The sequence below is a fragment of the Dermatophilus sp. B7861-1 genome (assembly GCF_058996045.1).
In genome coordinates, this window is the sequence record NZ_CM180082.1 from 1,753,980 (window position 1) to 1,779,417 (window position 25,438).

19 protein-coding genes are annotated in these 25,438 nt (G+C 61.3%); 4 read left to right on the top strand and 15 right to left on the bottom strand.

Annotated elements, in window-relative coordinates; all coding sequences use genetic code 11:
• Positions 1 to 41 precede the first annotated feature (41 nt).
• Complete coding sequence (locus tag AC2T9U_RS07775; RefSeq protein ID WP_493695727.1) at positions 42 to 1,475, bottom strand: replication-associated recombination protein A; 1,434 nt, start codon at positions 1,473 to 1,475, stop codon at positions 42 to 44.
• A gap of 150 nt (positions 1,476 to 1,625) precedes the next feature.
• On the opposite strand from AC2T9U_RS07775, the gene AC2T9U_RS07780 reads away from it, so the two are divergent.
• Together AC2T9U_RS07780 and AC2T9U_RS07785 are read left to right on the top strand one after the other, a co-directional pair.
• Positions 1,626 to 3,872, top strand: a complete 2,247-nt coding sequence (locus tag AC2T9U_RS07780; protein WP_181816003.1) for a putative bifunctional diguanylate cyclase/phosphodiesterase — start codon at positions 1,626 to 1,628, stop codon at positions 3,870 to 3,872.
• Complete coding sequence (locus AC2T9U_RS07785; protein WP_493695728.1) at positions 3,865 to 6,147, top strand: putative bifunctional diguanylate cyclase/phosphodiesterase; 2,283 nt, start codon at positions 3,865 to 3,867, stop codon at positions 6,145 to 6,147. Before AC2T9U_RS07780 ends, AC2T9U_RS07785 begins: the two co-directional genes overlap by 8 nt.
• A gap of 14 nt (positions 6,148 to 6,161) precedes the next feature.
• Here the strand turns inward: AC2T9U_RS07785 and AC2T9U_RS07790 are convergent, their stop codons facing one another.
• Both AC2T9U_RS07790 and aspS read right to left on the bottom strand, forming a co-directional pair.
• Positions 6,162 to 6,794: an HAD family hydrolase gene (locus tag AC2T9U_RS07790; RefSeq protein WP_181816002.1), complete on the bottom strand. Its 633-nt coding sequence runs from the start codon at positions 6,792 to 6,794 to the stop codon at positions 6,162 to 6,164.
• A gap of 113 nt (positions 6,795 to 6,907) precedes the next feature.
• Positions 6,908 to 8,731 carry an aspartate--tRNA ligase gene (aspS, locus tag AC2T9U_RS07795; protein WP_493695729.1) on the bottom strand — a complete coding sequence of 608 codons (1,824 nt, stop codon included), beginning with the start codon at positions 8,729 to 8,731 and terminating at the stop codon, positions 6,908 to 6,910.
• 156 nt (positions 8,732 to 8,887) lie between these two features.
• Here aspS and AC2T9U_RS07800 point away from each other — a divergent pair, with 156 nt between their 5' ends.
• Positions 8,888 to 10,594: a formate--tetrahydrofolate ligase gene (locus tag AC2T9U_RS07800; protein ID WP_208303165.1), complete on the top strand. Its 1,707-nt coding sequence runs from the start codon at positions 8,888 to 8,890 to the stop codon at positions 10,592 to 10,594.
• Positions 10,595 to 10,661: 67 nt separating this feature from the next.
• On the opposite strand, the gene AC2T9U_RS07805 is transcribed toward AC2T9U_RS07800, so the two are convergent.
• From AC2T9U_RS07805 to pyrG, 7 genes are all read right to left on the bottom strand, one after another.
• On the bottom strand, positions 10,662 to 11,132 hold the full coding sequence (locus tag AC2T9U_RS07805; protein WP_493695730.1) for a YchJ family protein: 471 nt from the start codon (positions 11,130 to 11,132) through the stop codon (positions 10,662 to 10,664).
• Positions 11,133 to 11,243: 111 nt separating this feature from the next.
• The gene (gene betT / locus AC2T9U_RS07810) at positions 11,244 to 13,310 is read right to left on the bottom strand and encodes a choline BCCT transporter BetT (protein ID WP_258553092.1); all 2,067 of its coding nucleotides are present in this window, start codon (positions 13,308 to 13,310) and stop codon (positions 11,244 to 11,246) included.
• A complete protein-coding gene (betA, locus tag AC2T9U_RS07815) occupies positions 13,307 to 15,055 on the bottom strand; it encodes a choline dehydrogenase (protein WP_208304364.1) in 1,749 nt (582 codons plus the stop codon). The genes betT and betA overlap by 4 nt, the downstream gene beginning before the upstream one ends.
• Positions 15,056 to 15,151: 96 nt before the next feature.
• Positions 15,152 to 16,645, bottom strand: a complete 1,494-nt coding sequence (locus tag AC2T9U_RS07820; protein ID WP_493696945.1) for an aldehyde dehydrogenase family protein — start codon at positions 16,643 to 16,645, stop codon at positions 15,152 to 15,154.
• A 199-nt stretch (positions 16,646 to 16,844) separates the two neighbouring features.
• Positions 16,845 to 17,522, bottom strand: a complete 678-nt coding sequence (locus AC2T9U_RS07825; RefSeq protein WP_493695731.1) for an NUDIX domain-containing protein — start codon at positions 17,520 to 17,522, stop codon at positions 16,845 to 16,847.
• A 143-nt stretch (positions 17,523 to 17,665) separates the two neighbouring features.
• Positions 17,666 to 18,262: a hypothetical protein gene (locus AC2T9U_RS07830; RefSeq protein ID WP_493695732.1), complete on the bottom strand. Its 597-nt coding sequence runs from the start codon at positions 18,260 to 18,262 to the stop codon at positions 17,666 to 17,668.
• A 116-nt stretch (positions 18,263 to 18,378) separates the two neighbouring features.
• Positions 18,379 to 20,040 carry a CTP synthase gene (gene pyrG, locus AC2T9U_RS07835; protein ID WP_493695733.1) on the bottom strand — a complete coding sequence of 554 codons (1,662 nt, stop codon included), beginning with the start codon at positions 20,038 to 20,040 and terminating at the stop codon, positions 18,379 to 18,381.
• A 193-nt stretch (positions 20,041 to 20,233) separates the two neighbouring features.
• Between pyrG and AC2T9U_RS07840 the strand changes: the two genes are divergently transcribed.
• On the top strand, positions 20,234 to 20,653 hold the full coding sequence (locus AC2T9U_RS07840) for a DUF3151 domain-containing protein (protein ID WP_493695734.1): 420 nt from the start codon (positions 20,234 to 20,236) through the stop codon (positions 20,651 to 20,653).
• A 16-nt stretch (positions 20,654 to 20,669) separates the two neighbouring features.
• Here the strand turns inward: AC2T9U_RS07840 and recN are convergent, their stop codons facing one another.
• From recN to AC2T9U_RS07865, 5 genes are read right to left on the bottom strand one after another with little or no spacing between them, the layout of a single operon-like run.
• Entirely contained in the window at positions 20,670 to 22,430 is a 1,761-nt protein-coding gene (recN, locus tag AC2T9U_RS07845) for a DNA repair protein RecN (protein ID WP_493695735.1), read from the bottom strand.
• 38 nt (positions 22,431 to 22,468) lie between these two features.
• Entirely contained in the window at positions 22,469 to 23,371 is a 903-nt protein-coding gene (locus tag AC2T9U_RS07850; RefSeq protein WP_493695736.1) for an NAD kinase, read from the bottom strand.
• A 19-nt stretch (positions 23,372 to 23,390) separates the two neighbouring features.
• A complete protein-coding gene (locus AC2T9U_RS07855; protein WP_493695737.1) occupies positions 23,391 to 24,185 on the bottom strand; it encodes a TlyA family RNA methyltransferase in 795 nt (264 codons plus the stop codon).
• Positions 24,182 to 24,346, bottom strand: coding sequence for a hypothetical protein (locus tag AC2T9U_RS07860; RefSeq protein ID WP_208303156.1), 165 nt, complete (start codon positions 24,344 to 24,346; stop codon positions 24,182 to 24,184). Before AC2T9U_RS07860 ends, AC2T9U_RS07855 begins: the two co-directional genes overlap by 4 nt.
• A complete protein-coding gene (locus AC2T9U_RS07865) occupies positions 24,343 to 25,413 on the bottom strand; it encodes an HAD-IIA family hydrolase (RefSeq protein ID WP_493695738.1) in 1,071 nt (356 codons plus the stop codon). The genes AC2T9U_RS07860 and AC2T9U_RS07865 overlap by 4 nt, the downstream gene beginning before the upstream one ends.
• Positions 25,414 to 25,438 lie beyond the last annotated feature (25 nt).

Sequence of the window (25,438 nt, forward strand, 5' to 3'; positions counted from 1 at the left end):
CCCAGCCTAAACACCCAACCACCCGCAAAAATACGACACCATCACCCCTCTCTCGAAGAATTCGAAGACCCACCCTCAGCCCCTGGCTTACCCAAACGCTCCCGCAACCACGCCCACCGCCCCACCAACCGCTCCTCATACCCATGAGGCTTGGGGTGATAGTAATCAACCCCCACCAACTCATCCGGCAAATACTGCTGACGAGCAACCGAATCCACCTCATCATGCGCATACACATACGCATCCTTGCCCACCCCCACCGGCCTCGTCGCAGACCCAGCCGCCCGCGAAAACGCCGACCCCCGCAACGCCGGCGGCACCTGCCCACCCCGCCCCGCCTTCACATCCGCCATCGCCGCATTCACCGCCGAATACACCGCATTCGACTTCGGCGCCAAACAATTATGAACAACCGCCTGCGCCAAAATCAGCCGAGCCTCCGGCATCCCCACCTGCGCCACCGCATGCATCGCCGCCACCGCAGTCTGCAACGCCCCCGGATCAGCCATCCCAATCTCCTCACTAGCCGAAATCACCACCCGACGCGCAATAAAACGAGGATCCTCACCCGCCTCCAACATCACCGCCAAATAATGCAACGCCGCATCCACATCCGAACCACGCATCGACTTAATAAACGCACTCGCAACGTCATAATGCTGCCCACCAGCCCGGTCATACCGCACCGCAGACCGCGCCACCGCCCGCTCCACATGCGCCAACGTAATAACAGCAGGCTCATCCACCGTCGGATACCCCCGCCCCGCCGGCAAATCATCCAACGCCACCCCCGCCGACGCCTCCAACTCCGTCAACGCCCGACGCGCATCTCCCCCCGCCATCCGCACCACATGCCCCAACGCCCCCTCCTCCAGCACAAAAACCCCACCCAAACCACGCTCATCCACCAACGCCGCACCCACCACACCCGCAACATCCTCATCCGACAACGACGTCAACGTCACCACCATCGACCGAGACAACAACGGCGAAACAATCGAAAAACTCGGATTCTCCGTCGTCGCCGCCACCAAAATCACCGTGCGATTCTCCACCCCCGGCAACAAAGCATCCTGCTGCGCCTTCGAAAACCGATGAATCTCATCAAGAAACAACACCGTCTCCACCCCACAGACATCCTTATCCCGACGCGCAGCCTCCATCACCGCCCGCACATCACGCACCCCCGCACTCAACGCAGACAACTCCACAAACTTGCGCTCACCACCAGCCACCAAATGCGCCAACGTCGTCTTCCCCGTCCCCGGCGGCCCCCACAAAATCACCGACAACGGCCCCACCCCACCACCAACAGCACCCTCCACTAACCGCCGCAACGGACTACCCACCCGCAACACATCACCCTGACCCCGCACCTCATCCAACGACCGCGGCCGCATCCGCACCGCCAACGGCACCGCCCCCACCCCACCACGACCAGCCTCAGCAGCTACACCAAACAAATCATCACTCACACCCGACAGGCTAAACCGACCTCCACCCCGCCAACCGACCTACACACGCACACCACACAACTCACCCCCGTACCCCTCAGAAACCCACCACACCAGACGACCTGTGAAGTACCGACACCTCGGTCACACGGTGGTGCGAGAGGAGACCGAGTGAAAACCCCAACACCCCCACACACCAGCCCCACACACCGCCCCCTCGCCATCGCCATCGCCCTCGGCGCCACCACCCTCATCACCCTCACCTACCTACGCCACCCCACATTCATGACCACCCCCCTAAGCATCGCCCAATGCGCAACCCTCACCATCACCACCCTCAGCCCCCTCCGACGAAAACCCCACCCCCCCACCCACTGGGCCACCTTCATCGCAGGAACCATCACCCTCATCCTCGCCACCATCTTCAACACCACCACCCCAAACACCCCCCACCCCCTCACCGAAACCCTCCACCTCACCGGCTACCTACTCATCACCCTCTTCTTCTTCACCAACCACACCCGCAACAACCCCCACCCACACCCCATCATCAACCTCGACACCGCCGCAGCAGCCATCGCCACCCTCCTCATCCTCTGGTCCATCCCCCTAGCACTCCCCCACTGCCCACCCGCCATCAACACCCTCCAATGGACCATCCACCCCACCCTCGACGCCCTCCTATGCGCCTACTTCGCCACCCACGCCAACCACCCCAACCAACACACCCCCACCGCACACTGGCTCACCGCAACCTTCGGCATCCTCCTAGCCAGCGACACCATCAAAGCCAGCACCCAACTCACCAACCAACCCATCCCCACCTGGTCAAACGCCGCCACCTTCATCGCAACCACCACCCTGGCCCTCGCCTTCACCCACCCCGACATCCTCACCATCACCCACCCCCACACCACCAACACCCACCGCACCCTCAACCGCGGCATCAACGCAGCCTTCTACCTCAGCGCCATCCCCGGCGTCGCCAGCCTCGCCATCCACAGCAACAACACCCCCGACCAAATACTGCGCACTTGCCTCGTCACTGCCCTACTCATCCTCCTGTTCATCCGATTCCTCCGCGCCATGACCAAACTGTCCGCCACCGAAGCAGACAGCCGACACCGCGCCACCCATGACCCCCTCACCGGACTACTCAACCGATCCGGACTCCTCCATGCCTGCACTAACGCCCTACGCCGCAACCGCATCAACGGCCACCACACCCTCATGCTCTTCATCGACTGCGACCACTTCAAATACGTCAACGACACCTGGGGTCACTCCGCCGGCGACGTCGTCCTGACCACCATCGCCCACCGCCTACGCACTACCCACCCCAACGACATCACCGCACGCAACGGCGGCGACGAATTCATCCTCATCACCCCCATCCCCCACCCCGAACACGCCAAAACCATCGCCCACACCACCCTCCACTCCTTCGACACCCCCATCGAAATCGCCCCCGGAGTCTTCCACAACATCACCCCCTCCATAGGCGTCGCCACCGCAACCCCCACCGAAAACATCACCCCCGAAGAACTCACCGCACGCGCCGACATCGCCCTCTACTCCGCCAAACAACGCGGCCGCGCCCGCTACGCCATCTTCGACGACGACCTCGGCGCCACCGCTCGAACCCGAAGCCTCACCCTCGCCGCCCTACGCCAAGCCGTCACCACCAACGCCATCACCGTCCACTTCCAACCCCTCATGACCGGTCCCAACTTCACCACCATCCTCGGCTGGGAAGCACTCGCCCGCTGGAACGACCCCACCCTCGGCCCCATCGCCCCCGACGTCTTCATCCCCCTCGCCGAAGAAATCGGCCTCATCGAACCCCTCGGCGCCCACGTACTACGCACCGCATGCCGCGAACTACACACCCTGCGCACACTCCCCGGATACGAACACACCATCGTCTCGGTCAACGTCTCCGTCATCCAACTACGCCGCCCCGACTTCGTCGAAAAAGTCCTCACCACCCTCCACGAAACCAACCTCCCACCCACCGCACTCACCCTCGAAGTCACCGAATCCATCCCACTCATCGAAGGCTCCATCGCACACAAAACCCTCGTCCAGCTACGCGCAGCCGGAGTAGCCGTCAGCATCGACGACTTCGGAACCGGCTACTCCTCCGTCACCGCCCTACTCCAAACCCCCGCCGACACCGTCAAAATTGACCGCTCACTCACCGCACGACTCGACACCACCGACGACGGCATCGCCCAAGTCTCAGCAGCCATCGAAGTCGTCACCAGCCTCGGCATCCCCTCCGTCACCGCCGAAGGCGTCGAAACAGCCGAACAAGCCCACATCCTCACCAGCCTCGGCTGCCACCACGCCCAAGGCTGGTACTTCGGCCGAGCCGAACCACCAAGCAACCTCATCGCGAGGCACACCCATGCCTAAAACCCACACCGCCCCCCACCGCAAACGCCACCCCATCCTCACCCTCCTTGCACTCACCCTCCTCGCCGCCCAAAGCATCATCACCATCAACAACCCCTACGGCATCGGACCCCTCACCCACGCAACCACCCTGACCATCGCCTTCCTCACCATCGCCATCGCCCCCTTCACCCACGCACACATGCCCCTACGCATCTGGGGCTTCGTACCCCTAGGCATCCTCTTCCTCGGCTCGGCCCGCATCATCGACCTCCAATGGCCCCGCACCGACGGAAACCCCCACGTCGACATCCTCTTCACCCTCGGATACCTCTCCTTCGGAATCTGGTTCGCCCAACTCAACAACCAAGCCGGAAAAGTACTCACCTACCGCGCCGTCTTCGACGCCATCGCCGTCACCACCTCCGTCATCCTCCTCCTGTGGACCATCCCCGCCCTACGCACCAGCCTCGACAACCCCCTCCTAGTCCTGCAATGGACCGCATACCCCGTCCTCGACGCCACCATCGTCGTACTCACCGGCCACATCGCCTACCGCATCGGCACCTACATCCACGCCTGGTACTGGGTCTGCGCATCCATGACCGTCCAACTCGCCGCCGACCTCACCTGGGCCCGATACGGACTCGACGCAGGACTAACCAACCACACCCTCCCCTCCGCACTGACCGCCACCGGATACGGACTACTCGCCATCGCCTGCGCACACCCCTCCATCGCCACCATGCGCGACCTGACCATGCCACCCCAACCACTCTCCCCCCACCCCTGGCGCCACGCACTCCTCTACTTCCCCCTCATCCCCGCTGTCATCTACATCTCCCTACCCACCACCGACCGCATCGACACCACCGTCCGCGTCACCCTCACCCTCCTCCTCCTCATCCTCCTCTACCTACGCCTCATCGGCACCACAAACGACCTCTCCCGCGCAGAAAACGAAAGCCAACACCGCGCCCAACACGACTCCCTCACCGGACTACTCAACCGCTCCGCCCTCTTCGAAGTACTCGAACAACGCCTCAACCGCGACAACAACCACCACCACTCCACCGCCCTCCTCTTCTTCGACTGCGACCACTTCAAAGAAGTCAACGACACCTGGGGCCACGCAACCGGAGACCGACTCCTCACCAGCATCTCCACAGGCCTGCCCCGCCAACTACGCGCCGACGACGTCATCGCACGCATCGGCGGAGACGAATTCGTCATCGTCGCCACCGTCACCTCCCCCACCGACGCTCACCAACTCGCCCACCGCATCCTCACCTACTTCGAAACCCCCTTCACCCTCGCCCCCCGCACCACCCACCGCATCACCCCCTCCATCGGCATCGCCATCACCACCCCACCCGAACAATGCACCGCCACCGAACTCCTCGAACGCGCCGACCTAGCCCTCTACTCCGCCAAAGAACAAGGCCGCGCTCAATACGCCGTATTCGACGACATCTTCCGCGCACGCCAAAAACGACGCAAACAACTCAGCGAAGCACTCCGCACCGCCCTCCACCACAAACAAATCACCGTCCACTTCCAACCCATCATGGCCGGCCCCTCATACACCCAAACCATCGGATGGGAAGCACTCGCCCGCTGGACCCACCCCGCCCTCGGCGACATCCCACCCACCGATTTCATCCCCCTCGCCGAAGAACTCGGCCTCATCCACCCCATCGGACAACACGTCCTGCGCACCGCCCTGCACCACCTCACCCTCCTACGCAAACTCCCCCAACACAGCAACCGCACCATCGCCATCAACGTCTCCCCCCTCGAACTACAACGCACCGACTACGCAGACGACGTATTCACCGAACTAGCCACCACCGGACTGCCCCACCCCGCACTCACCATCGAAGTCACCGAACGCCTCCCCACCCACACCCCACCACCAGGATCACCAGCAAACGTCCCCCTCCAAAACCTCGCCCGCCTCCGCCGCGCCGGCATCAACGTCGTCATCGACGACTTCGGAACCGGCCACTCCTCCTTCACCTCCCTTCTACGCACACCCGCAAACGGCGTCAAACTCGACCCCTCCCTCATTAGCCGCATCGGACAGGACCCCCGCGGCGCCACCCAAGTCCGAGCAATGATCCGCCTAGTCCAAGCACTCAAACTCGACACCGCTATCGCCGAAGGCGTCGAAACCGCAGAACAAGCCACAGTCCTCGAAGAAGCCGGATGCCACATGGCCCAAGGCAACTACTTCGCCATACCCCAATCCCCCACCGACATCCTCACCCAAGCAACCCCCACCATCGCCGAATAACCCCCCTACCTAACTCACCCCAGCTCAAACACCAGTCCCTCTTCACGCAGCAACGACACCAAATCACCAATCCCCTGATCCGGGCTGTCATGCCGCGCATGCACCCGCGCCGCCAACCCAACCTGGCGAGCAGCAGCCACATTGTCAGCCCTGTCATCAATAAACAAAACCCCCTCCGGCCCAATCCCCAACCGGTCAAGCAACCTCCGGAAATACTCCGCAGAGGGCTTGGCCACCCCTAAATCACACGAAAAAAACAACTCATCAAAGTGATCAGCATACCCAAGCCCCAACATCACATCACGGCGAAAACTCTGCTGGTTACTCGCCAAATGCACCTTCACCCCCGCCGCACGCACCGCATCCACCAAAGCAAACGACTCCGCAAAAACATCAATCGAGGCCCACCCCGCAAGAATGTCCTCCACAGCTTCTGCAGGAAGCCCACGTTCAGCCACGAAACGCTCCACCGCGTCCTCAATACGCTCCTGCCCCGCCAATGACGGCAACTCGATCCGAAACAGTTCCTCCGCTAATGCCTCCCGGCCGTCCTTTATGGAATAACGCCCCCACCGCTTAGCCAACTCTGCAGACGGCGCCTGCAGCACCCCATCAGCATCAAACAAAACCGTGTGAATAACAGCCACGAAAACTCCTTCAGAAATTCTGAGATTCCAACACCCAGACACGCCCATCCGAACGCGCCCGACACACGTGTGCGGCCCGAGTCGACCTCGACTCGAGCCGCACAGCACACCCATCAGTTACCCGCAGCAGCTCCTGGCGAAGCAACATCCGAGGCGTTTGCCTCATCCTTCTTCTTCGGCTTGGCATCTACGCCAGCCTCACGCCGCTGCTGCACCGTGATCGGAGCAGGAGCATCGGTCAACGGGTCGTAACCGCCTCCGGACTTAGGGAACGCAATGACATCCCGGATGGTCTCAAAACCACCGAGCAACATCACCAACCGGTCGATACCCCACGCGATACCACCATGCGGGGGTGCACCAAAGCTGAACGCCTCAAGCAAGAAGCCGAACTTCTCAGATGCTTCTTCTTCGCTAAGCCCCATGACAGAGAAGACCCGCTCCTGCACATCACGGCGGTGAATACGGATAGATCCGCCACCGACTTCCACGCCGTTACACACAAAATCGTACCCGTACGACAATGCCGAACCCGGGTCAGTGTCAAAGGTGTCCAGGAACTCCGGCTTCGGCGACGTGAACGCGTGATGCACCGCATTCCATTTACCTGCACCCAAAGCCACATCGCCTTCAGCCACAGCGCGCTCAACCGGTTTGAACATTGGCGCGTCGACAACCCAGCAGAACGCCCAAGAATCTTCAGGGATCATGCCGGTGCGGTGTGCAATCTCCAGACGCGCCGCTCCCAGCAGCTCCTGGCTTGCCTCACGCTCACCCGCCGCGAAGAAGATTGCATCCCCTGGGTTGGCGCCAACTTTCGCGGCCAACCCTTCACGCTCTGTTTCGGAAATGTTTTTAGCGACCGGTCCGCCAAGCGCACCATCTTCACCGATCGTGACGTACGCCAGTCCCTTTGCTCCACGCTGACGTGCCCACTCCTGCCAGGCATCGAACTGGCGACGAGGCAACGAGCCACCACCAGGCATCACTACCGCACCTACGTATTCGTTCTGGAATACCCGGAAAGGTGTCTGTGCAAAGAACTCAGTCATTTCGACAAGCTCGTTACCAAAGCGCAAGTCAGGCTTGTCTGAGCCGTACTTGTCCATCGCTTCGTGCCATGTGATGCGTGGCATTGGCCGGGGCAGCTCCACCCCAATAAGCTTCCACACCGCTGCCATCACTTCTTCAGCAATCGCGATGACGTCTTCCTGGTCCACAAAGCTCATCTCGAGGTCGAGCTGCGTGAACTCAGGCTGCCGGTCAGCACGGAAATCCTCATCGCGGTAGCAGCGAGCAATCTGGTAATACCGCTCCATCCCACCGACCATGAGGAGCTGTTTGAACAGCTGCGGACTCTGCGGCAGCGCGTACCACGAGCCCGGCGACAACCGAGCCGGCACAAGGAAGTCGCGAGCGCCCTCGGGGGTTGAGCGCGTCAGGGTAGGAGTTTCAATGTCGTAGAAATCGTGGGCGGCTAGCACTTCCCGGATGGTGTGCGTCACTTTCGAGCGAAGCACGAGAGCGTCGTGTTGGCGCTGGCGGCGCATGTCGAGGTAGCGGTACTTCAACCGGGCTTCTTCACCAACATTGATGCGCTCATCAATCTGGAAAGGTAGTGGAGCTGCTTCGCTCAACACTTCGAGAGATGAAGCAACAATCTCGATCTGCCCGGTAGGCAGTTCGGGGTTGACGTTTTCAGCGTCACGAGGGGTGACTGTCCCGGTGACTTGGATGCAGAACTCGTTGCGGAGGGCACGAACACCCCCGGCGAGTGCCTCATCACGGAAAACCACCTGCACGATACCGCTGGCGTCACGAACATCGATAAATTCGACGCCACCGTGGTCGCGGCGGGAATCAACCCATCCTGCAAGAACGACCTCGGTCCCTGCGTCGCTGGAGCGGAGTGAGCCGGCTGTATGGGTGCGGAGCATGCATGTTCCTTTCTTCGCGCCCACATAGACGGTGTGGGCGCATGGGGTCTTCTTCGATCCTACGCGGGGTGTATTCGTGTTCTCGAACGCAAGAAGTTGGGCGACAGTCTGAGTTAGCTGCTGCGTAAGCGTGTTAGCTGCGTCATGATGAAGGACATGAGCAGCTCCATGCCTTCGAATCTGCACATTGCTCGGGATGCCGAATTGCGTCCCGTTTCAGAGATCGGTGCGGCCGCCGGTCTGTCCACGGAGCAAATGGATCCGTATGGCCACTATGTGGCGAAAGTGTCGTTGGATGCGGTGAATAACCCTTCCAAGGTTGCAGGTGGCGCGAAATATGTTGTGGTTAGCGCCATTACCCCTACTCCGTTCGGTGAAGGGAAAACCACAACGTCGGTGGGTTTGGCCCAGGGATTGTCTCGGATCGGACATCCGGCAACGTTGGCTTTGCGTCAGCCATCGATGGGCCCGATTTTCGGTATTAAGGGCGGCGCGGCAGGTGCTGGTTACAGCCAGGCCGTGCCGATGGAGAAGTTGAACCTGCATTTGACGGGTGATTTTCATGCTGTGACGGCGGCGCATAGTTTGTTGGCCGCGATGGTGGATAACCATCTGCATCACGGTAATGAGCTGGGTATTGACACGCGTGCGATCTCGTGGAAGCGCGTCGTCGATATGAATGATCGAGCGTTGCGGAATGTGATTGTCGGTTTGGGCTCACGCATGGATGGGGTGGCGCGTGAGACGGGCTATGACATCACTGCAGCTTCTGAGGTCGGTGTCGCTTTGTCTTTGGCGACGTCGCTGCATGATCTTCGTGAGCGTTTGGGGCGCATCGTTATTGGCTACTCGTATGAGGGCAAACCGGTCACGGCTGAGGATTTGAAAGCTGCGGGCGCGATGACGGTGCTTTTGAAAGAGGCGATTAAGCCCAACTTGTTGCAGACGCTGGAGCACACGCCAGCGTTGTTCCATGCTGGCCCGTTCGGGAACATCGCCACGGGTAACTCGTCTGTGGTTGGTGACCTGATTGGCCGTCAGATGGGTGAGTATTTGATCACGGAGGCTGGTTTCGGTGCGGATATGGGTGCCGAGCGGTTTTTCAATATCAAGTGTCGTGTTTCGGGAATGACTCCGGATGCGGCGGTGCTGGTCACAACGGTGCGAGCGTTGAAGTCTCACTCGGGTCGGTTCACCATCACGGCGGGTAAGGATCTGCCGGAAGAGATGAAGACGGAAAACCCTGATCTCGTCCGTGAGGGGGCCGCGAACTTGCGTAAGCACATCGAGATTATTCGTGGTTTCGGTGTTGCTCCGGTTGTGGCTATTAATGCTTTCCCGGGTGATTTTGCTTCAGAGCATCAGGCGATTCGTGAGATCGCTGAGGAGATGGGTGCTCATGTTGCTGTCTCTACACATGTGGCTGATGGTGGCCGTGGTGCTGAGGAGCTGGCTGAGGCTGTGCACGCTGCTGCGAACAGTGAAACTACTTTCACGCCGAGCTATGAGATGTCGGATTCGTTGGAGGACAAGCTCCACAAGGTGACGACGAAGGTGTACGGCGGCGATGGTGTGGATCTGTCTGCGGTGGCGCGTAAGGAGCTTGCTCGGTTCACGGATCTTGGTTTCGGTAATTTGCCGGTTGTTATCGCTAAGACGCATTTGTCTATCTCGCATGATCCGAAGTTGAAGGGTGCGCCGACTGGTTGGCGGTTGCCTGTGCGTGAGGTGCGTTTGGCTGCTGGCGCGGGCTATGTGTACGCGATTGCTGGTGAGATGCGTACGATGCCGGGATTGGGTAAGCATCCTGCGGCAGAGCGTATGGATATTGATGAGAACGGTGAGATTGTCGGTTTGTTCTGACGTTCTCTGTTGAGTGTTTGGTGGGGCTGGTCATTGTGGATGGCCGGCCCCACCGGTTTGTGTGTAGTTAGTCGAGGATGTCGCCGTCGATGTAGACCCAGGCGCCGTTGAGTCGTTGGAATCTGCTGTGTTCGGTGAGGGTGGTTGTGCGTCCGTCGCGTGCGCGGGCGTGGGCTCGGTAGGTGACGGTTCCGGTGGTGTCGGTGGTGTTTCCGTGGTGGGTGTCGAGGATGTCGAGTGCGGTCCAGGTGTGTTCTGGGTCTAGGCGCATGTGTTCGGGGCAGGTGGTGGGGTGCCAGGTGTCGAGGAGGTATTTGCCGTTGTAGAGGGCGAATGCGCTGTAGCGGGAGCGCATGAGTGCTTCGGCGGTGCCTGCTCGGCGTAGTCCGTGGTGGAGGGCTCCGCAGCATCCGATGTAGGTGCGGCCTGATCCGCAGGGGCAGGGGGCGTTGTCGGGTAGTTGTTGTCCTTCGATGGGGGTGTGGTGTTTTCGGGGTGCGCCGAAGCTGGCACCGGTGCCGAATGCCGAACTTGCCATGGCTGTCTCCTGTCGGTGTTTCTGTTTTCGTGTCTCATCCTGCCTTGGCGCATGGTGATGCCCCGGTCACCGGTTGTGGTGATCGGGGCATCGGTGGTGTTTTTGTGGGGTTTATGTGATCGAGGATTCGATTTCGTAGATTCGTCGGAAGTCGACGTACCTTTCGTAGTGGTCGAGGATGTCGTGTCTGAGTTCGTCTGTGCTGTAGCCGAACACGTCGTAGGGTTCGTCGGAGATCCCGTTGACTTCGAGTCGTGTGGTGACGTCTTCGACGTCGAGGGCTCGCCCGTATGAGGGTGCGGCTACGGTTCGGATTGAGACGCGGTATCGGAAGGTTTCTTCTTCTCCGCATTGGGCCACGAGTGCGACGTATCTGGTGGGTTCGTCGCCTGCGTCGATGAGGCTCATGTCTTCGTCTTCGCCGGAAATAACTTCGGCTGTGGTGCCTTCGTCGCGGAATGCGGTGGCTACGTCTTCCAGGGCGGGGATGACGACCCGGTTGAGGTATTCCTCCGCTCGGCGGCGGGAGACGGTGTTGAATGCCTTGGACATCCGGGATCGCCAGGAGGGGCGTTGGCGAACCATGGTGGAGGAGCCGAGGATGGATGGCTCGACCACGCGGTGTCTGGATTCGATGCGGCGTCCTTCGTCGGCGAGTGCTTTCCATAGGCCGACCATGACGAGCAGCACCACGATGGCGAAGGGTAGACCCATGATGATGGTGGCGTTTTGGAGGGCGGGGATTCCGCCGACCATGAGGATGCCGATGGTGAGCAGCGCGGTGACGGCGGCCCAGAAGATGCGTAGCCAGGGCTGTGCATCGGTGCGGGGTGTCACGCGGGTGGAGCTGAGGTTGGCCATGACGAGTGCTCCGGAGTCAGCGGATGTGACGTAGAAGAGCAGTCCGACGATGGTGGCGAGCCCCACGATGAAGAACGCTGCTGGGTATTGCTGCAGTAGGGCGTAGAACCCGTATTCGGGGACTTTGAGTGTTTGTTGTCCGAAGGCGCTGTCTCCGCTGCGGATTCTGTCGATGGCTGCGTTGCCGAAGATGGATACCCACATGAGGATGTAGGCGAAGGGCAGGGTGAGTGTGCCGATGACGAATTCGCGGATAGTTCGTCCGCGGGAGATGCGGGCGAGGAACATGCCGACGAAGCTGGCCCAGGCGATCCACCAGGCCCAGAAGAACAGTGTCCAGGCGTTCATCCATTCTCTGGCGTTGTTGTAGGCGAGGGTGTCCATTGCCATGCCGGGGAACATGGAGACGAAGTCGCCGATATTCATGACCAGAGAGTTGAGGAGGAAGTCTGTCTTGCCTGCTGCGAGGACGTAGAAGGCAAGGAAGAGTGCGAGGAGCACGTTGAGTTGGGACAGGATGCGGATGCCTTTGTCGACGCCGGAGGTGGCCGAGATGGTGGCTACTCCGACGGCGATGACAACGAGGACGATTTGTGCGGGCAGTCCTTGGCGGATGCCGAACATGATTTCGAGTCCGACGTTGAGTTGGACGACTCCGATGCCCAGGGTGGTGGCTACGCCGAAGATGGTGCCGACGATGGCGGCGGTGTCGACTGCGTGGCCGGGGGCTCCGGCGAGGCGTTTACCGAACATGGGGTGTAGGGCTGATCGCACGGCTAGGGGTAGTCCTTTGCGGTGTGCGAAGTAGCCCAGTGCCATGCCCATGAGGGCGTACATTCCCCATCCGATGATTCCGTAGTGGAACAGGGTCCATACGGTGGCTTCTTTCGCTGCTTGCACGGTTTGTGGCTGGGTTGCCGGTGGTGCGAGGTATTGGGCGACGGGTTCGGCGACCGAGAAGAACATGAGGTCGGTGCCGATTCCTGCTGCGAAGAGCATGGAGGCCCAGGCGAAGAAGGTGTATTCGGGTTTGGAGGTGTCGGGGCCGAGTTTGATGCGGCCGGTTTTTCCGGATGTCGCGAGGATCAACACGAATAGGAGGCTGAATGCGGCTAGTCCTACGTAGAACCAGCCGAACCACTTCCCTGTCCAGGCCACGACGGTGCCGAGGATGGCCCCGGCACGTGTCGTGTCAAGGATGGCCCAGAGTGCAATGACGAGGATCACCACGCTGGAGGCGATGAATACGGGCCATTGGACTCCGGCGTTTTTGATCTTGCTGGTGAGTGTGTTCCCCGGTGTGAGGGGAACAGTCACTGGTTTTCTCCCTGCTGTTTGGCTGCTAGTTCGGCGGCGGAGGGTAGGTCGCGGCGGGCGTCCCATCCGTTGTTGCGTGCGTCGCCGTCGGGGTAGATGGGCATGTCGTGTTTGGCGAGGTAGACAGGTGCGTGTTCGGGGGGTAGTGGGGTGTTGCCGGCGATGAGGTCGGCTGCTTTTTCGGCGATCATCATGGTGGGTGCGTAGATGTTGCCGTTGGTGATGGTGGGCATGACGGATGCGTCGACGACGCGTAGGCCTTCGACTCCGTGGACTTGCATGGTGTCGGGGTTGACGACGCTCATGTCGCCTTTACCCATGGCTGCGGTGCAGGAGGGGTGGAGGGCTGTTTCTGCGTCGTTTTTGACCCATTCGAGGATGGCTTCGTCGGATTGGACATCGGGTCCGGGTGAGGTTTCGCCGGCGTCGAAGGGGCGCATGGCGGGTTGGTCGAGGATGTAGCGTGCAGCGCGGACAACTTCGACCCATTCGCGGCGGTCTTTTTCGGTGGAGAGGTAGTTGAACCGTAGTTCGGGGTGTTCGAAGGGGTTGGTGGAGCGGATTTTGAGGGTTCCCATGACGTCGGAGTTCATGGGGCCGATGTGGACTTGGTAGCCGTGGGATCCTTTTTCGCCGGAGCCGTCGTAGCGCACGGCGATGGGGAGGAAGTGGAACATGAGGTTGGGGTATTCCACGTCGTTGTTGGTGCGGATGAAGCCGCCGCCTTCGAAGTGGTTGGAGGTGCCGACGCCTTTTCCGAGGAGCCAGGAGGCGCCGATGAAGGGGGCTTTCCAGTAGTTGAGCCAGGGGCCGATGGAGACGGGTTCGGCGCATTTATGTTGGAGGTAGACCTCGAGGTGGTCTTGCATGTTGGCGCCGACGCCGGGGAGGTTGATGCGGGGGGTTACGCCGGCTGCGGTGAGGGTTTCGGGGTCACCGATTCCGGCGAGTTGGAGTAGTTGTGGGGAGTTGAAGGCGCCTCCGCAGAGGATGACGTCTCCGGCGGTAACGGTTTCGTTTTTGCGTCCGCGTTTGTATTCGACTCCGGTGACGCGGTTTCCGTCGAATTTGAGCCCGGTGACCATCGAGAGGGTGTGGATGGTGAGGTTTTTGCGGTTGCGGATGGGCCAGAGGTAGGAGCGGGATGCGCTTTGGCGGTGCCCGTCGATGAGGTTGCGGTCGAAGGGTGCGAAGCCTTCTTGGCGGTATCCGTTGACGTCGTCGGTCATGGGGTAGCCGGCTTGGCGGGCTGCTTCGAAGAAGGCTTGGAAGAGTGGGGAGGAGGCGGGGCCTTTAGACATTTTTAGGGGGCCGGAGGCTCCTCGCCATGCGTTGGCTCCGTCTGCTGCGGTTTCCATGCGTTTGAAGTAGGGCAGGCAGTGGGCGTAGTCCCAGTGTTCCATGCCTTCGTTTTCGCGGGCCCAGCGGTCGTAGTCGGTGGGGTTGCCGCGTTGGAAGATCATGCCGTTGATGGAGGAGGATCCGCCGAGGACTTTGCCGCGTGCGTGGGCGATGCGGCGGCCGTTCATGTGGGGCTCTGGTTCGGAGGCGTAGGCCCAGTCGTAGAGGGGGTTACCGCTGGGGAACATGAGTGCGGCGGGCATGTGGATGAGTGGGTCGAATTTGAAGTCTGAGCGTCCTGCTTCGAGGACGAGGACGGTGGTGGATGGGTCGGCGCTGAGCCTGTGTGCGAGGACGGATCCTGCTGATCCGCCGCCGACGATGACGTAGTCGTAGGTTGCCATGTGGTTTTTCTCCTTCGTCTTTTCTTCGTCCTCGTGTGCCCGTGTGGGCATGGGTGTGGGGGCGCGCAGGGGTGTGCGCGCCTCCTTGGGGGTGGTTCAGGCTTGGCTGTCGTTGAACCAGCCGGCGCGGGCGGGGCTGGTGTTGTGCCAGATGTGTTTGGTTTCTTGGTATTCGCCTAGGCCGTGGTGGCCGAGTTCGCGGCCGATTCCGGAGCGTTTGTAGCCGCCCCATTCGGCTTGTGCGACGTAGGGGTGGTAGTCGTTGATCCAGATAGTTCCGTGGCGCAGTCCGCGGGCGAGGCGTTCTGCGCGGCCTGCGTTTTCGGTCCAGACAGCTCCGGCGAGGCCGTAGATGGTGTCGTTGGCAATGGTGAGTGCGTTGCGTTCTTTTTCTTCGTCTGTTTGGCCGGTGAAGGTTTCGACGGTGAGCACGGGTCCGAAGGATTCTTCTTGGACGCAGCGCATGGAGGTGTGGCAGTTGTCGAGGATGGTGGGTGGGTAGTAGTAACCCTTTTCGAGGTCGCCGCCGGGGCGTTGGCCGCCGACACGGAGGGTGGCGCCTTCTTCGAGGGCGTTGGCTACGTATTTTTCGACTTTGTCGCGGTGGGTGGCGGAGATGAGGGGGCCGGTTTCGGCGTCGGGGTCGAAGGGGCCGCCCATGCGGATTTCGCTGGCTCGGCGGACGAGTTCGTCGACGACGCGGTCGTGGATTGTTTCTTCGACGATGAGGCGTGCGCCTGCGGAGCAGACTTGGCCAGAGTCGAGGAATACTGCGGTGAGGGCGTTGTCGATGGCGGCGTCGATGTTGGCGTCGGCGAAGATGACGTTGGGGTTTTTGCCACCGAGTTCGAGGGCGATGTTTTTCACGGTGTCTGCGGCGGTGCGCATGATGTTGGTGCCGGTGGCTAGCCCGCCGGTGAAGGAGACGAGGTCGACGTCTGGGGATTCGGTGAGGGCTTGGCCGACGGTTGCTCCGGGGCCGAGAACGAGGTTGGCGACACCGGCGGGTAGTCCGGCGCGTTCGAGGGCGTTCATGAGCCAGATGCTGGTGGAGGGGGTCAGCTCGCTGGGTTTGAGAATGAAGGTGTTCCCAGCGGCGAGGGCGGGGGCTACTTTCCAGGAGGTTTGGAGCAGGGGGTAGTTCCAGGGAGTGATGAGTGCGCAGACGCCAATGGGTTCGTGGACGATGCGGCTGGAGACGTTGGGGGTGCCGGGGTCGACGACGCGGCCTGCGTTTTCTTGGGCGAGGCTGGCGAAGTGGCGGAAGACGTTGATGATGTCGGTGACGTCGATTTGGCATTCGACGAAGCGTTTTCCGGTGTCGAGGGCTTCGAGGCGGGCGACGTCGTCTGATTCGGCGGTGAGTAGGTCGGCGACTGTGCGCAGGAGGGCGGCGCGTTCTGGTGCTGGGGTTGTGGGCCAGGGTCCGTTGTCGAATGCTTTGCGTGCGGCGCGGATTGCGTCGTGGGCGTCGGCTGTGTTGCCTTCTGCGACGGTGGTGACGTGGGTGTTGTCTGCAGGGCAGGTGATGTCTCGGGTGGCGCCGTCGTGGGCGTCACGCCATTGTCCGTCGATGTACATCTTCGTCATGCGCGCCTCCAGGGTTGTCATGTCGATACATCGCGCGGAGTCGCTGTAGGCGATTGTGCACCAGGTACTGCGGTGGATCTACGCGCCCCATTGGTGCTGCTGCGCGAGGATCATTGTGTGGACTCGTGGTGGGAGTCGTTCGTTCCACACTAGTGGCAGGTGTGGTCCGTACCACATTGATTGTGGGTTATTTGGGGTGTTATAAGTCGCGGTGTGCGGGATGGAGCGGGAAGGGCGCGTCTGCGGGTTGCAGGGTCTTCCAGTCTCGTTCGCGGGCGGCGTGGGCGGTGAGGACCCCAATAATGAGTGGGGCGTTTGCGAGTTGTCCGGCGATGACTGCTTCGTAGAGTGTGTCCAGGTCGACCCAGGCGGTGCGGATGTCTGCTTCTTCGCCGCATCGTTCATAGCGTTGGTCGCTGGGTACGTCGGTGAAGTCGCGGGCGAGGTAGATGCGGATGGTTTCGGTGCTTGCCCCTGCGCTGGGTGCGAATTGGGTCAGGGTGTGCCAGGTTGCGGCGCGGATGTCTGCTTCTTCTTCGAGTTCGCGGGCTGCTGCTTCGGCGGGGGGTTCGTCGTCGTTATCGAGTAGGCCTGCGGGTAGTTCCCATTCGTGAATTCCCACGGCGTGTCGGTATTGCTTGATGAGGAGTATTTGGTCGTTGCCGGCGCAGGTGGTGCGTAGGGCGAGGACGGCGACTGCCCCTGGGTGGGTGAGGTATTCGCGGGTGACGAGGCCACCGGTGGGGCCTAGGTCGACGCGGGCTCGATCGAATCCGAAGACGGCTCCGTCGGCGATGGTCATGAGGCTATCGACGTCTTTTTGTCCGTATTCGTCGAAAAGTTGGTCGGTCGAGAGGAGGGGTGCCTCGAGCGACATGTGGCTGCTCCGTTTCGTGCGGGGGGTGTTTTGTTGTGTCGGCAGGGTTCACGGTAGCGGCCTGTGGGGGCGCGGTGGGGGCGAAACCCCGTGCTGTTTGGCGCTTTTAAATCTGGTGGTGTTTTTGTGTTTTGTTGCTGTGTTTAACGGTATGTGGGCTGTTGGTTGGCGGCTATTGCTTTTGCGCGGCTTCGGGCGCCACTGGCCCATAGCACTGCCCCGCTGAGAGCGATCATTGTGAATACGAGGATTCCTACGACTGAAACAGCGGCGATGGTTCCGGCGGTTTTGAGGGATTCCATTGCTGCTTCTGGGAGTATGACGACTCCTTTGTTTGGGGTGCAGGTGATGTCGTAGGTGCCTGCGGGTGCTTCGAAGGCTCCGATTCCGAAGTGGCTTTTTCCGTCTCCTTTGACGTGTGATTTGCCTGGGTTGACGGGGATGGGTGAGCCGGATGAGGAGTGGACTGTGCAGGTGGTTTCGTGTTTTTCGGCGAGGATAATTTGTCGCCCACCATGTGTTATCTCTGCATGCCCTTGTGTGATGTGGGCGCTTTTTTCGTTGACCAGTTCGTTGATGTGATCGTCGTTGATCTGTAGGAGGGCGTATCCGATTCCCAGTCCTGATGTCAGCAGTAGTAGCAGGGCGGTGAGGGTGATGACTCGCCCTGCTCGGCGTAGTCGTTCGCCGGGTAGCGGGGTGTGTGGCTGGTGCTGTTGGGCTGGTTTTTGTGGGGTCACAGCATCGCACGCTAGCAGTGTCTTCTGTTGGTGCTTAATGCTTCTGGTCGCTGTTGTGACTGGTTTTGGGGTGTTTTGGGCGGCGGGTGGTTGGGTACCACCCGCCGCTGGGGTGTTTATTTTTCGCGGGAGTCGGCGGGTGCAGCTTGGTTTTGGTGGTTGAGTGCTGCTGCGACGAGTCCGCTGAAGAGAGGGTGTGCGCGGTTGGGTCGGGAAAGGAATTCGGGGTGGGCTTGGGTGGAAATGTAGTAGGGGTGTTGGTCGGTGGGCAGTTCGACGAATTCGACGAGGTTTCCGTCGGGTGAGAGTCCTGAGAAGCGCAGTCCGGCTTCTTCGAGTTGGGCTCGGTAGGCGTTGTTTACTTCGTAGCGGTGGCGGTGGCGTTCGGTGACGTGTTGGGTTTTGTAGGTGGTGGCGGCGAGGCTGTCGGCTTCGAGGGTGGCGGGGTATGCGCCTAGGCGCATAGTGCCGCCCATGTCTCCGGCGCCGTCGATGAATTGTTTCTGTTCAGCCATGGTGGCGATGACGGGTTCGCTGGTTTGGGGGTCGAATTCGCTGCTGCTGGCGTTGTCGATTCCGGCGACGTTGCGGGCGTATTCGATGACCATGGCTTGGAGGCCTAGGCAGATCCCGAGTGTGGGGATGCGGTTTTCGCGTGCCCAGCGCAGTGCGCCGAGTTTTCCTTCGATGCCTCGGATGCCGAAGCCTCCGGGGACGAGGATGGCATCGCTTCCTTCGAGGGCTTCTTGTGCACCTTCTGGGGTTTCGCATGTGTCGGAGGCGACCCAGCGGATTTTGACGCGGGTGTCGTTGGCGAAACCGCCGGCGCGTAGTGCTTCGGTGACGGAGAGGTAGGCGTCGGGGAGGTCTATGTATTTGCCGACGAGTGCGATTTCGACGCGGTGTGCTGGTCGGTGGACGCGTTCGAGGAGGCGGTCCCATCCGGTCCAGTCGACGTCACGGAAGGGCAGTCCGAGGCGTCTGATCATGTAGGCGTCGAGTCCTTCGCTGTGGAGGACTTTGGGGATGTCGTAGATGGATGGGGCGTCTTTGCAGGAGATGGTGCCTTCGAGGTCGATGTCGGTGGCGGCGGCGATTTTGCGCTTCATCTCGGCGGGGATGTCGCGGTCGGCGCGTAGGACGATGGCGTCGGGTTGGATGCCTGCGGCGCGTAGGGCGGCGACGGAGTGTTGGGTGGGTTTGGTTTTGAGTTCTCCGCTGGGTGCCAGGTAGGGCACGAGGGAGACGTGGAGGAAGAAGACGTTGTCGCGGCCAAGTTGTTGGCGGACTTGGCGTGCTGCTTCGAGGAATGGTTGTGATTCGATGTCGCCGACGGTGCCGCCGATTTCGGTGATGATGATGTCTGGTGCGGGGGTGGTGTGGGCTTGTTCCCGCATGCGGGCGGCGATTTCGTTGGTGATGTGCGGGATGACTTGCACAGTGTCGCCGAGGTATTCGCCGCGGCGTTCTTTGGCGATGACGCTGCTGTAGACCTGGCCGGTGGTGACGTTGGCTTGGGCGGACAGGGGGGTGTCAAGGAAGCGTTCGTAGTGGCCGATGTCGAGGTCGGTTTCTGCTCCGTCCTCGGTGACGAACACCTCTCCGTGTTGGAAGGGGTTCATGGTGCCGGGGTCTACGTTGAGGTAGGGGTCGAGCTTTTGCATTGTCACTGCGAGGCCGCGGCCGCGTAGGAGTAGTCCGAGGCTGGATGCGGTGAGGCCTTTGCCGAGTGAGGAGGCGACTCCTCCGGTGACGAAGATGTGTTTTGTATTGACCACGGACTTCGAGCTTATCGCATGGTGGGGGTGTGCTGTTTCCGTTGATGTTTGTACTGGGGTGGGGTTAGGTGTGGTTGTAGGGGGTTGTTTTTGGGGTGGGTTGTTGTGGGGGTTGCGTTGGCTGTGTCGCATTAGGGTTGGCGTGGTTGTTTTTGCTTGTCGGTTTTCTTCGTTGTGATTGAGGAGTTTTTTTATGGGTGAGCACGAGGTTCGGAAGAATTTGCTGGGGCCAGAGCCAACTTTGTTGCCGGTGGATTCTTCGGTTGAGCGTTTGGTTGCTGGTGAGGATGCTCAGGTGGTGGCAGCTGCGGATCCGTTGTGTTTGGCTGCGTGGGCTGCTTTGGCGGAGCAGTCGTTGGCGTGTGGTGAGTTTGTGCAGGCGTATGCGTTTGCACGGGTGGGGTATCACCGTGGGTTAGATGCGTTGCGTCGAGCTGGGTGGCGTGGGGCTGGTCCGGTGCCGTGGTCACATGAGCCGAATCGAGGTTTTTTGCGTTCGTTGGCTGCGTTGGCGTTAGCTGCTTCGGCTCTTGGTGAGGGTGATGAAGAGCAGCGGTGTCGTGTGTTTTTGCGTGATAGTTCGGCTGAGGCTGCGCAGGTGTTGGGGCTGTGATGTTGTTGGGGTGGGGTTAGGCGCTGTGTCGTTGCCGGATGTTCTCGGTTTGGGTTCGTAGTTCGGCGGCGTGTTGGAGTGCGGTGGGTGAGTCAGTGCCGGCCATCATTCGGGCGAGTTCGCGTAGTTGATTGTCTCCGGTGACGATTTCTACTCCGGAGCTGGTGATGGCGCCGTCGTCGGATTTACGGACGACGAGGTGTCGGTCGGCGAAGGCTGCGACTTGGGCGAGGTGGGTGACGACGATGACTTGTGCGTGTTCGGCCAGGGCGGCGAGTCTGGCGCCAACGTCGAGGGCGGCGCGGCCGCCGATGCCTGCGTCGACTTCGTCGAAGACGAATGTGGCGATGGCGGTGTTATCTTCTGCTGAGCGTCGTCCGGTGACGACTTCGAGTGCGAGCATGACGCGGGAGAGTTCTCCGCCAGAGGCTGCTTTGGCAACGGATCGTGCGGGGGCTCCGGGGTTGGGTGCGAGTTTGATTTCGACGGTGTCTACGCCGTGGGGGGTGTAGGCCAGTGGGGTGGGGTGTTCTTCGCCTAGGTCGAGTCCGTGGGGGTCTGGGGTGGTGTGGATGTCGACGGTGAGGGTGGCTTTGCCCATGGAGAGGTGGGCGAGTTCGTTGGTGGCTTCGGTGCCGAGGGTGGCTGCGGTGGCGAGGCGGATTTCGTGGAGGGTCCGTGCAGCTTGAGCCGCTTGTGTGCGGGCGTGGGTGGTCTCGGTTTCTATTTCGCTCAGGCGTGCTTGGGCACCTTCGAGTTCGGCTAGGCGGGCGGCTGCGTTTTTCGCCCATGTAAGTACGTCGTCGATGGTCTGGCCGTAGGTACGGGTGAGCCGGTTGAGTTCGGCTCTGCGTTGTTGCACGTGTTCGAGTCGGGCTGGGTCGATGTCTAGATCGGTGAGGTAGGCGGATAGGTCGGTGGCGAGTTCGGCGGCGAGGTATCCGAGTTCGGCTGTTCTGTTTTCGAATTCGCGTAGGGCTGGGTCGTGGATGGCTGCGGTAGCGAGTTCGTTGCGGGCGTGGGCGAGAGTGGTTTCAATGCTGCCGGTGTCATTGATGTCGTCTCCGGCGAGTGCTGCGTGTGCGGTGGCGGCGCTGCGTCGTAGTTCTTCTGCGTGGGTGAGTCGTTCGTCTTCTTCGCGGAGTTTTTCGTCTTCGCCGGGTTGGGGGTCGGTGTGTTCGATTTCTTCGAGCCCGGTGAGGAGCATTTGTGTTTCGAGGTGGCGGTTGCGTTCTAGTTCTCGGACGCGTTCGAGTTCTGTGTGTAGTTCGGTGAGTCGTTGGTACCAGTGGGTGTATTCGGCGAGTGCTGCGGCGAGTTTGGGCCCGCCGATGGCGTCGAGCATTTCGCGGTGTTGGTCGGTTTTTTTGAGTCGCCATTGGTCGGTTTGTCCGTGGACGGCGACGAGTTTGTGTCCGATTTCGGCGAGCATGCCCACAGGGACGGAGCGACCGCCGGCGTGGGCGCGGGAGCGTCCTGCGTTGGTGATGGCGCGGGCGATGATGATGTCGTCGTCGGCGTCGCCGCCGGCGTCACGGATGCGGTCGCGGATGGGGTGGGTGGTATCGATGTTGATGATGCCTTCGACCCAGGCTGTGGTGGCGTTGGTGCGTACGACTGCGGCGTCTCCGCGGGCTCCCAAGAGGAGGTTGAGTCCGCTGACCACCATGGTTTTTCCTGCGCCAGTTTCGCCAGTGAGGACGTTGAGACCTGGTGCGAGGTCGACTTCTGCGTCGTCGATGACTCCGAGGTCGCGGATGCGGATGCGGTCGAGCATGTGTTCACCCTAGGTTGCGGTGGTGACAGGGTTGGGTTTCAGCGTTCTTCGGTGGGTCCTGCGCCGCGCCATCCGCGTACGGGCAGGTGGAATTTGTGGACGATTCGGTCTGTGAAGGGTTCGTTGTCGAGTTTGGCGAGGTGGACGGGTTTTTCGCCTCGGCGGATGACGATGCGGGAGTGGGGAGGCAGGTCGGTAGAGCGGCATCCGTCGCTGACGAGGATGGCTGCTCCCATGTCGTGTCCGGATAGTTCGACGGCAACGACGGAGGTGGGTGAGACGACCATGGGACGGGCGAAGAGTGCGTGGGCTGCAATGGGGACGATGAGGATGGAGTCGGCGTCGGGCCAGACAACGGGGCCTCCGCTGGAGAATGCGTAGGCGGTTGATCCGGTGGGGGTGGCGAGGATGACGCCGTCACATCCCCATGTAGATAGGGGACGGTCGTCGATTTCGATGATGGTTTGGATCATGCGGGCGCGGGAAGCTTTTTCGACGGTGACTTCGTTGAGGGCCCAGTCGGTGTCGATGAGTTGGTCGCCGTTCCATACTTCGATGGCGAGGGTCATGCGGGGGTGGATGTGGTAGTTACCGGTGGCGATTCGGTCGATGGTGGTGGCGAGGTTGTTGGGTTCTGCTTCGGCGAGGAATCCGACGTGGCCGTAGTTGATGCCGATGAGGGGGATGTCGGCGGTGTGTGCCCAGTGTGCTGCGCGCAGGATGGTGCCGTCGCCGCCGAGGACGAGAACGAGTTCGCACCCGTTGGCGGGGTTGGTGTGGTCGGCGGGGGTGAGGTTGGGTTTGTCGTCGTGTTGTTGGTAGGTGTCGGGTGACATGACGCATTCGATGTTGTGGGCGGCTAGTTGTTTTGCGATGACGCCCACGAGTTGGTGCATGTCCGTGCGTCGGCCGTGGGGGGCGAGCAGGATGCGTCGTGTCATGTCGGTCCTTCGTGCAGGGTCAGGTGCAGGTGCTGAGGTTGTCGATGTTGGGTTGGGGTGAGGTGGTGTGGGTTTTCTCCCATAAGACTAGGTACTCGATGTTGCCGTTGGTGCCTTGAATGGGTGAGGTGGTGGTGTCGAGTGGGGTGAGGCCGGCGTTGATGCCGTGGTGGAGTACTTCGCGCAGGGCGTTTTGGCGTAGGTGTGGGTCGCGGACGAGGCCTTTTTTGCCGAGTCGTTCGCGGCCTACTTCGAATTGGGGTTTGACCAGGAGGATAGCTAGGCCGGTGGGGGTGAGGTGGTTGGTGATGGTGGGGAGGATGTGGCGTAGTGAGATGAAGCTGAGGTCGCCGACGATGATGTCGTAGGGGTTGCCGAGTTGTGTGGGGGTGAGGTGGCGGACGTTGAGCCCTTCGATGTTGTGAACGCGGGGGTCGTTGCGTAGGCAGGTGGCGAGTTGGTTGTGTCCGACGTCGATGGCGGTGACGTGGGCTGCACCGTGGGTGAGGAGGACTTGGGTGAATCCGCCGGTGCAGGCGCCCAGGTCGAGGCATCGGGTGCCGGGGATGATGGTGGAGAGTGGTTGTTGGGTGGGGGTGGTGAAGTGGTTGAGTGCGCCGAGGAGTTTGTGTGCTGCTCGGCTGACCCAGGTGTCGGTTGTGGTGACTTTGATGTTGTCGGTTGGTTTTACGGGGTATGAGGGGCGGGTGATGGTGGTGTCGTCGATGGTGACGGCTCCGGCGTTGATGAGTTCGCGGGCATGGCCGCGTGATCGGGCGAGTTTGTGGGTGACGAGGTGGGCGTCGAGTCTCATGTGTGGGTGTCTAGTGCGTTTTCTAGTTGTTCGGCGAGGTGGTGGCCGTGTTGGAGGGTGGTGGTGAGGTCGGTGGGGTCGGAGTTGGCGAAGGTGGTGGCTGTTTCGCGGATTGTGACGGCGCTGTGCCCGGGGGTGTCCCCGGGGGTGGGGGTGCTCATTTGGCGCGTTCGATCCAGTCGAGGGCTGGGGTGAGGTCGGTGGGAGTGATGTGTTCTCCGGCGTCGATGGCTGACCATGTGGTGGCGATGAATGCGCGGAGGCGTTCGTTGGCGCTGCCTGTTTCTTCTAGGTGGAGGCCGTTGTCCCAGGTGGCGGTGGCTTGGCCGCATCGGGCGCGGTGGAAGGTGGTGGCAGTGCCGGTGTTGGATGGGCCGGTTTCTGTGGTGGGATGAGTGTATTTTTCGCTGAGTGCGCGTAGGTCGATGGCTAGGTGTGTGGGGCGTTCGGTTGTGGTGGCGAGGGCGACGTCGACGGGGTTGCTTACGCCGGTGGTGACGTAGAGGCAGTCGATGCCGGTGTTTGTTGCTCCGGCGATGTCGGTGTTGAGGCGGTCTCCGAGGGCTAGGACGTTGGACAGGGGCATGTTGAGTGCTTGGGCGGAGTATTCGTAGAGGGGGGTGTTGGGTTTGCCGACGGCGATGGGGTCGGTGTCGACGGCGTTGCGTACTGCGCCGACGAGTGATCCGTTCCCGGGGGCGAGTCCTTGTGCCAGGGGGAGGGTGGAGTCGGTGTTGGTGGCTACCCAGATGGCGCCGGCTTGGATGGCGAAGGCTGCTTGGGCGAGGTCGTGCCAGGAGACGTCAGGGCCGTAGCCTTGGAGGACGGCTGCGAGGGGTTGGTGTGTCGTTGCGTTTTTTTGGGCGTTTTCGAGTTCCGGGGTGTAGACGGGGGTGAGTCCGTTTTCGAGGAGGGCTTCGGTGACGCCGGGGCCGCCGATGGCTAGGACGCGGGATCCGGGTGGTACGAGTTCGGCGACGCGGCGGGCTCCTGCTTGGGAGGAATTGATGACGTCGTGGGGGGTGAGGTTGATGCCAAGTTCGGTGAGGTGTTCTGCGATGTGGGTTGGGGTTCGGGCCGCGTTGTTAGTGGCGTAGACGATGCGTTTTCCTGCGTCGTGGGCTGCGTTGAGTGCTGCGACGGCGTGGGGTACGGCTTGGGCTCCGCGGTAGACAACACCGTCGAGGTCAGAGATTAAACCGGTGTAGTTGTCGATGAGTGTGTTCATCTGTGTTGGTCCTTCCTCGTGGTTG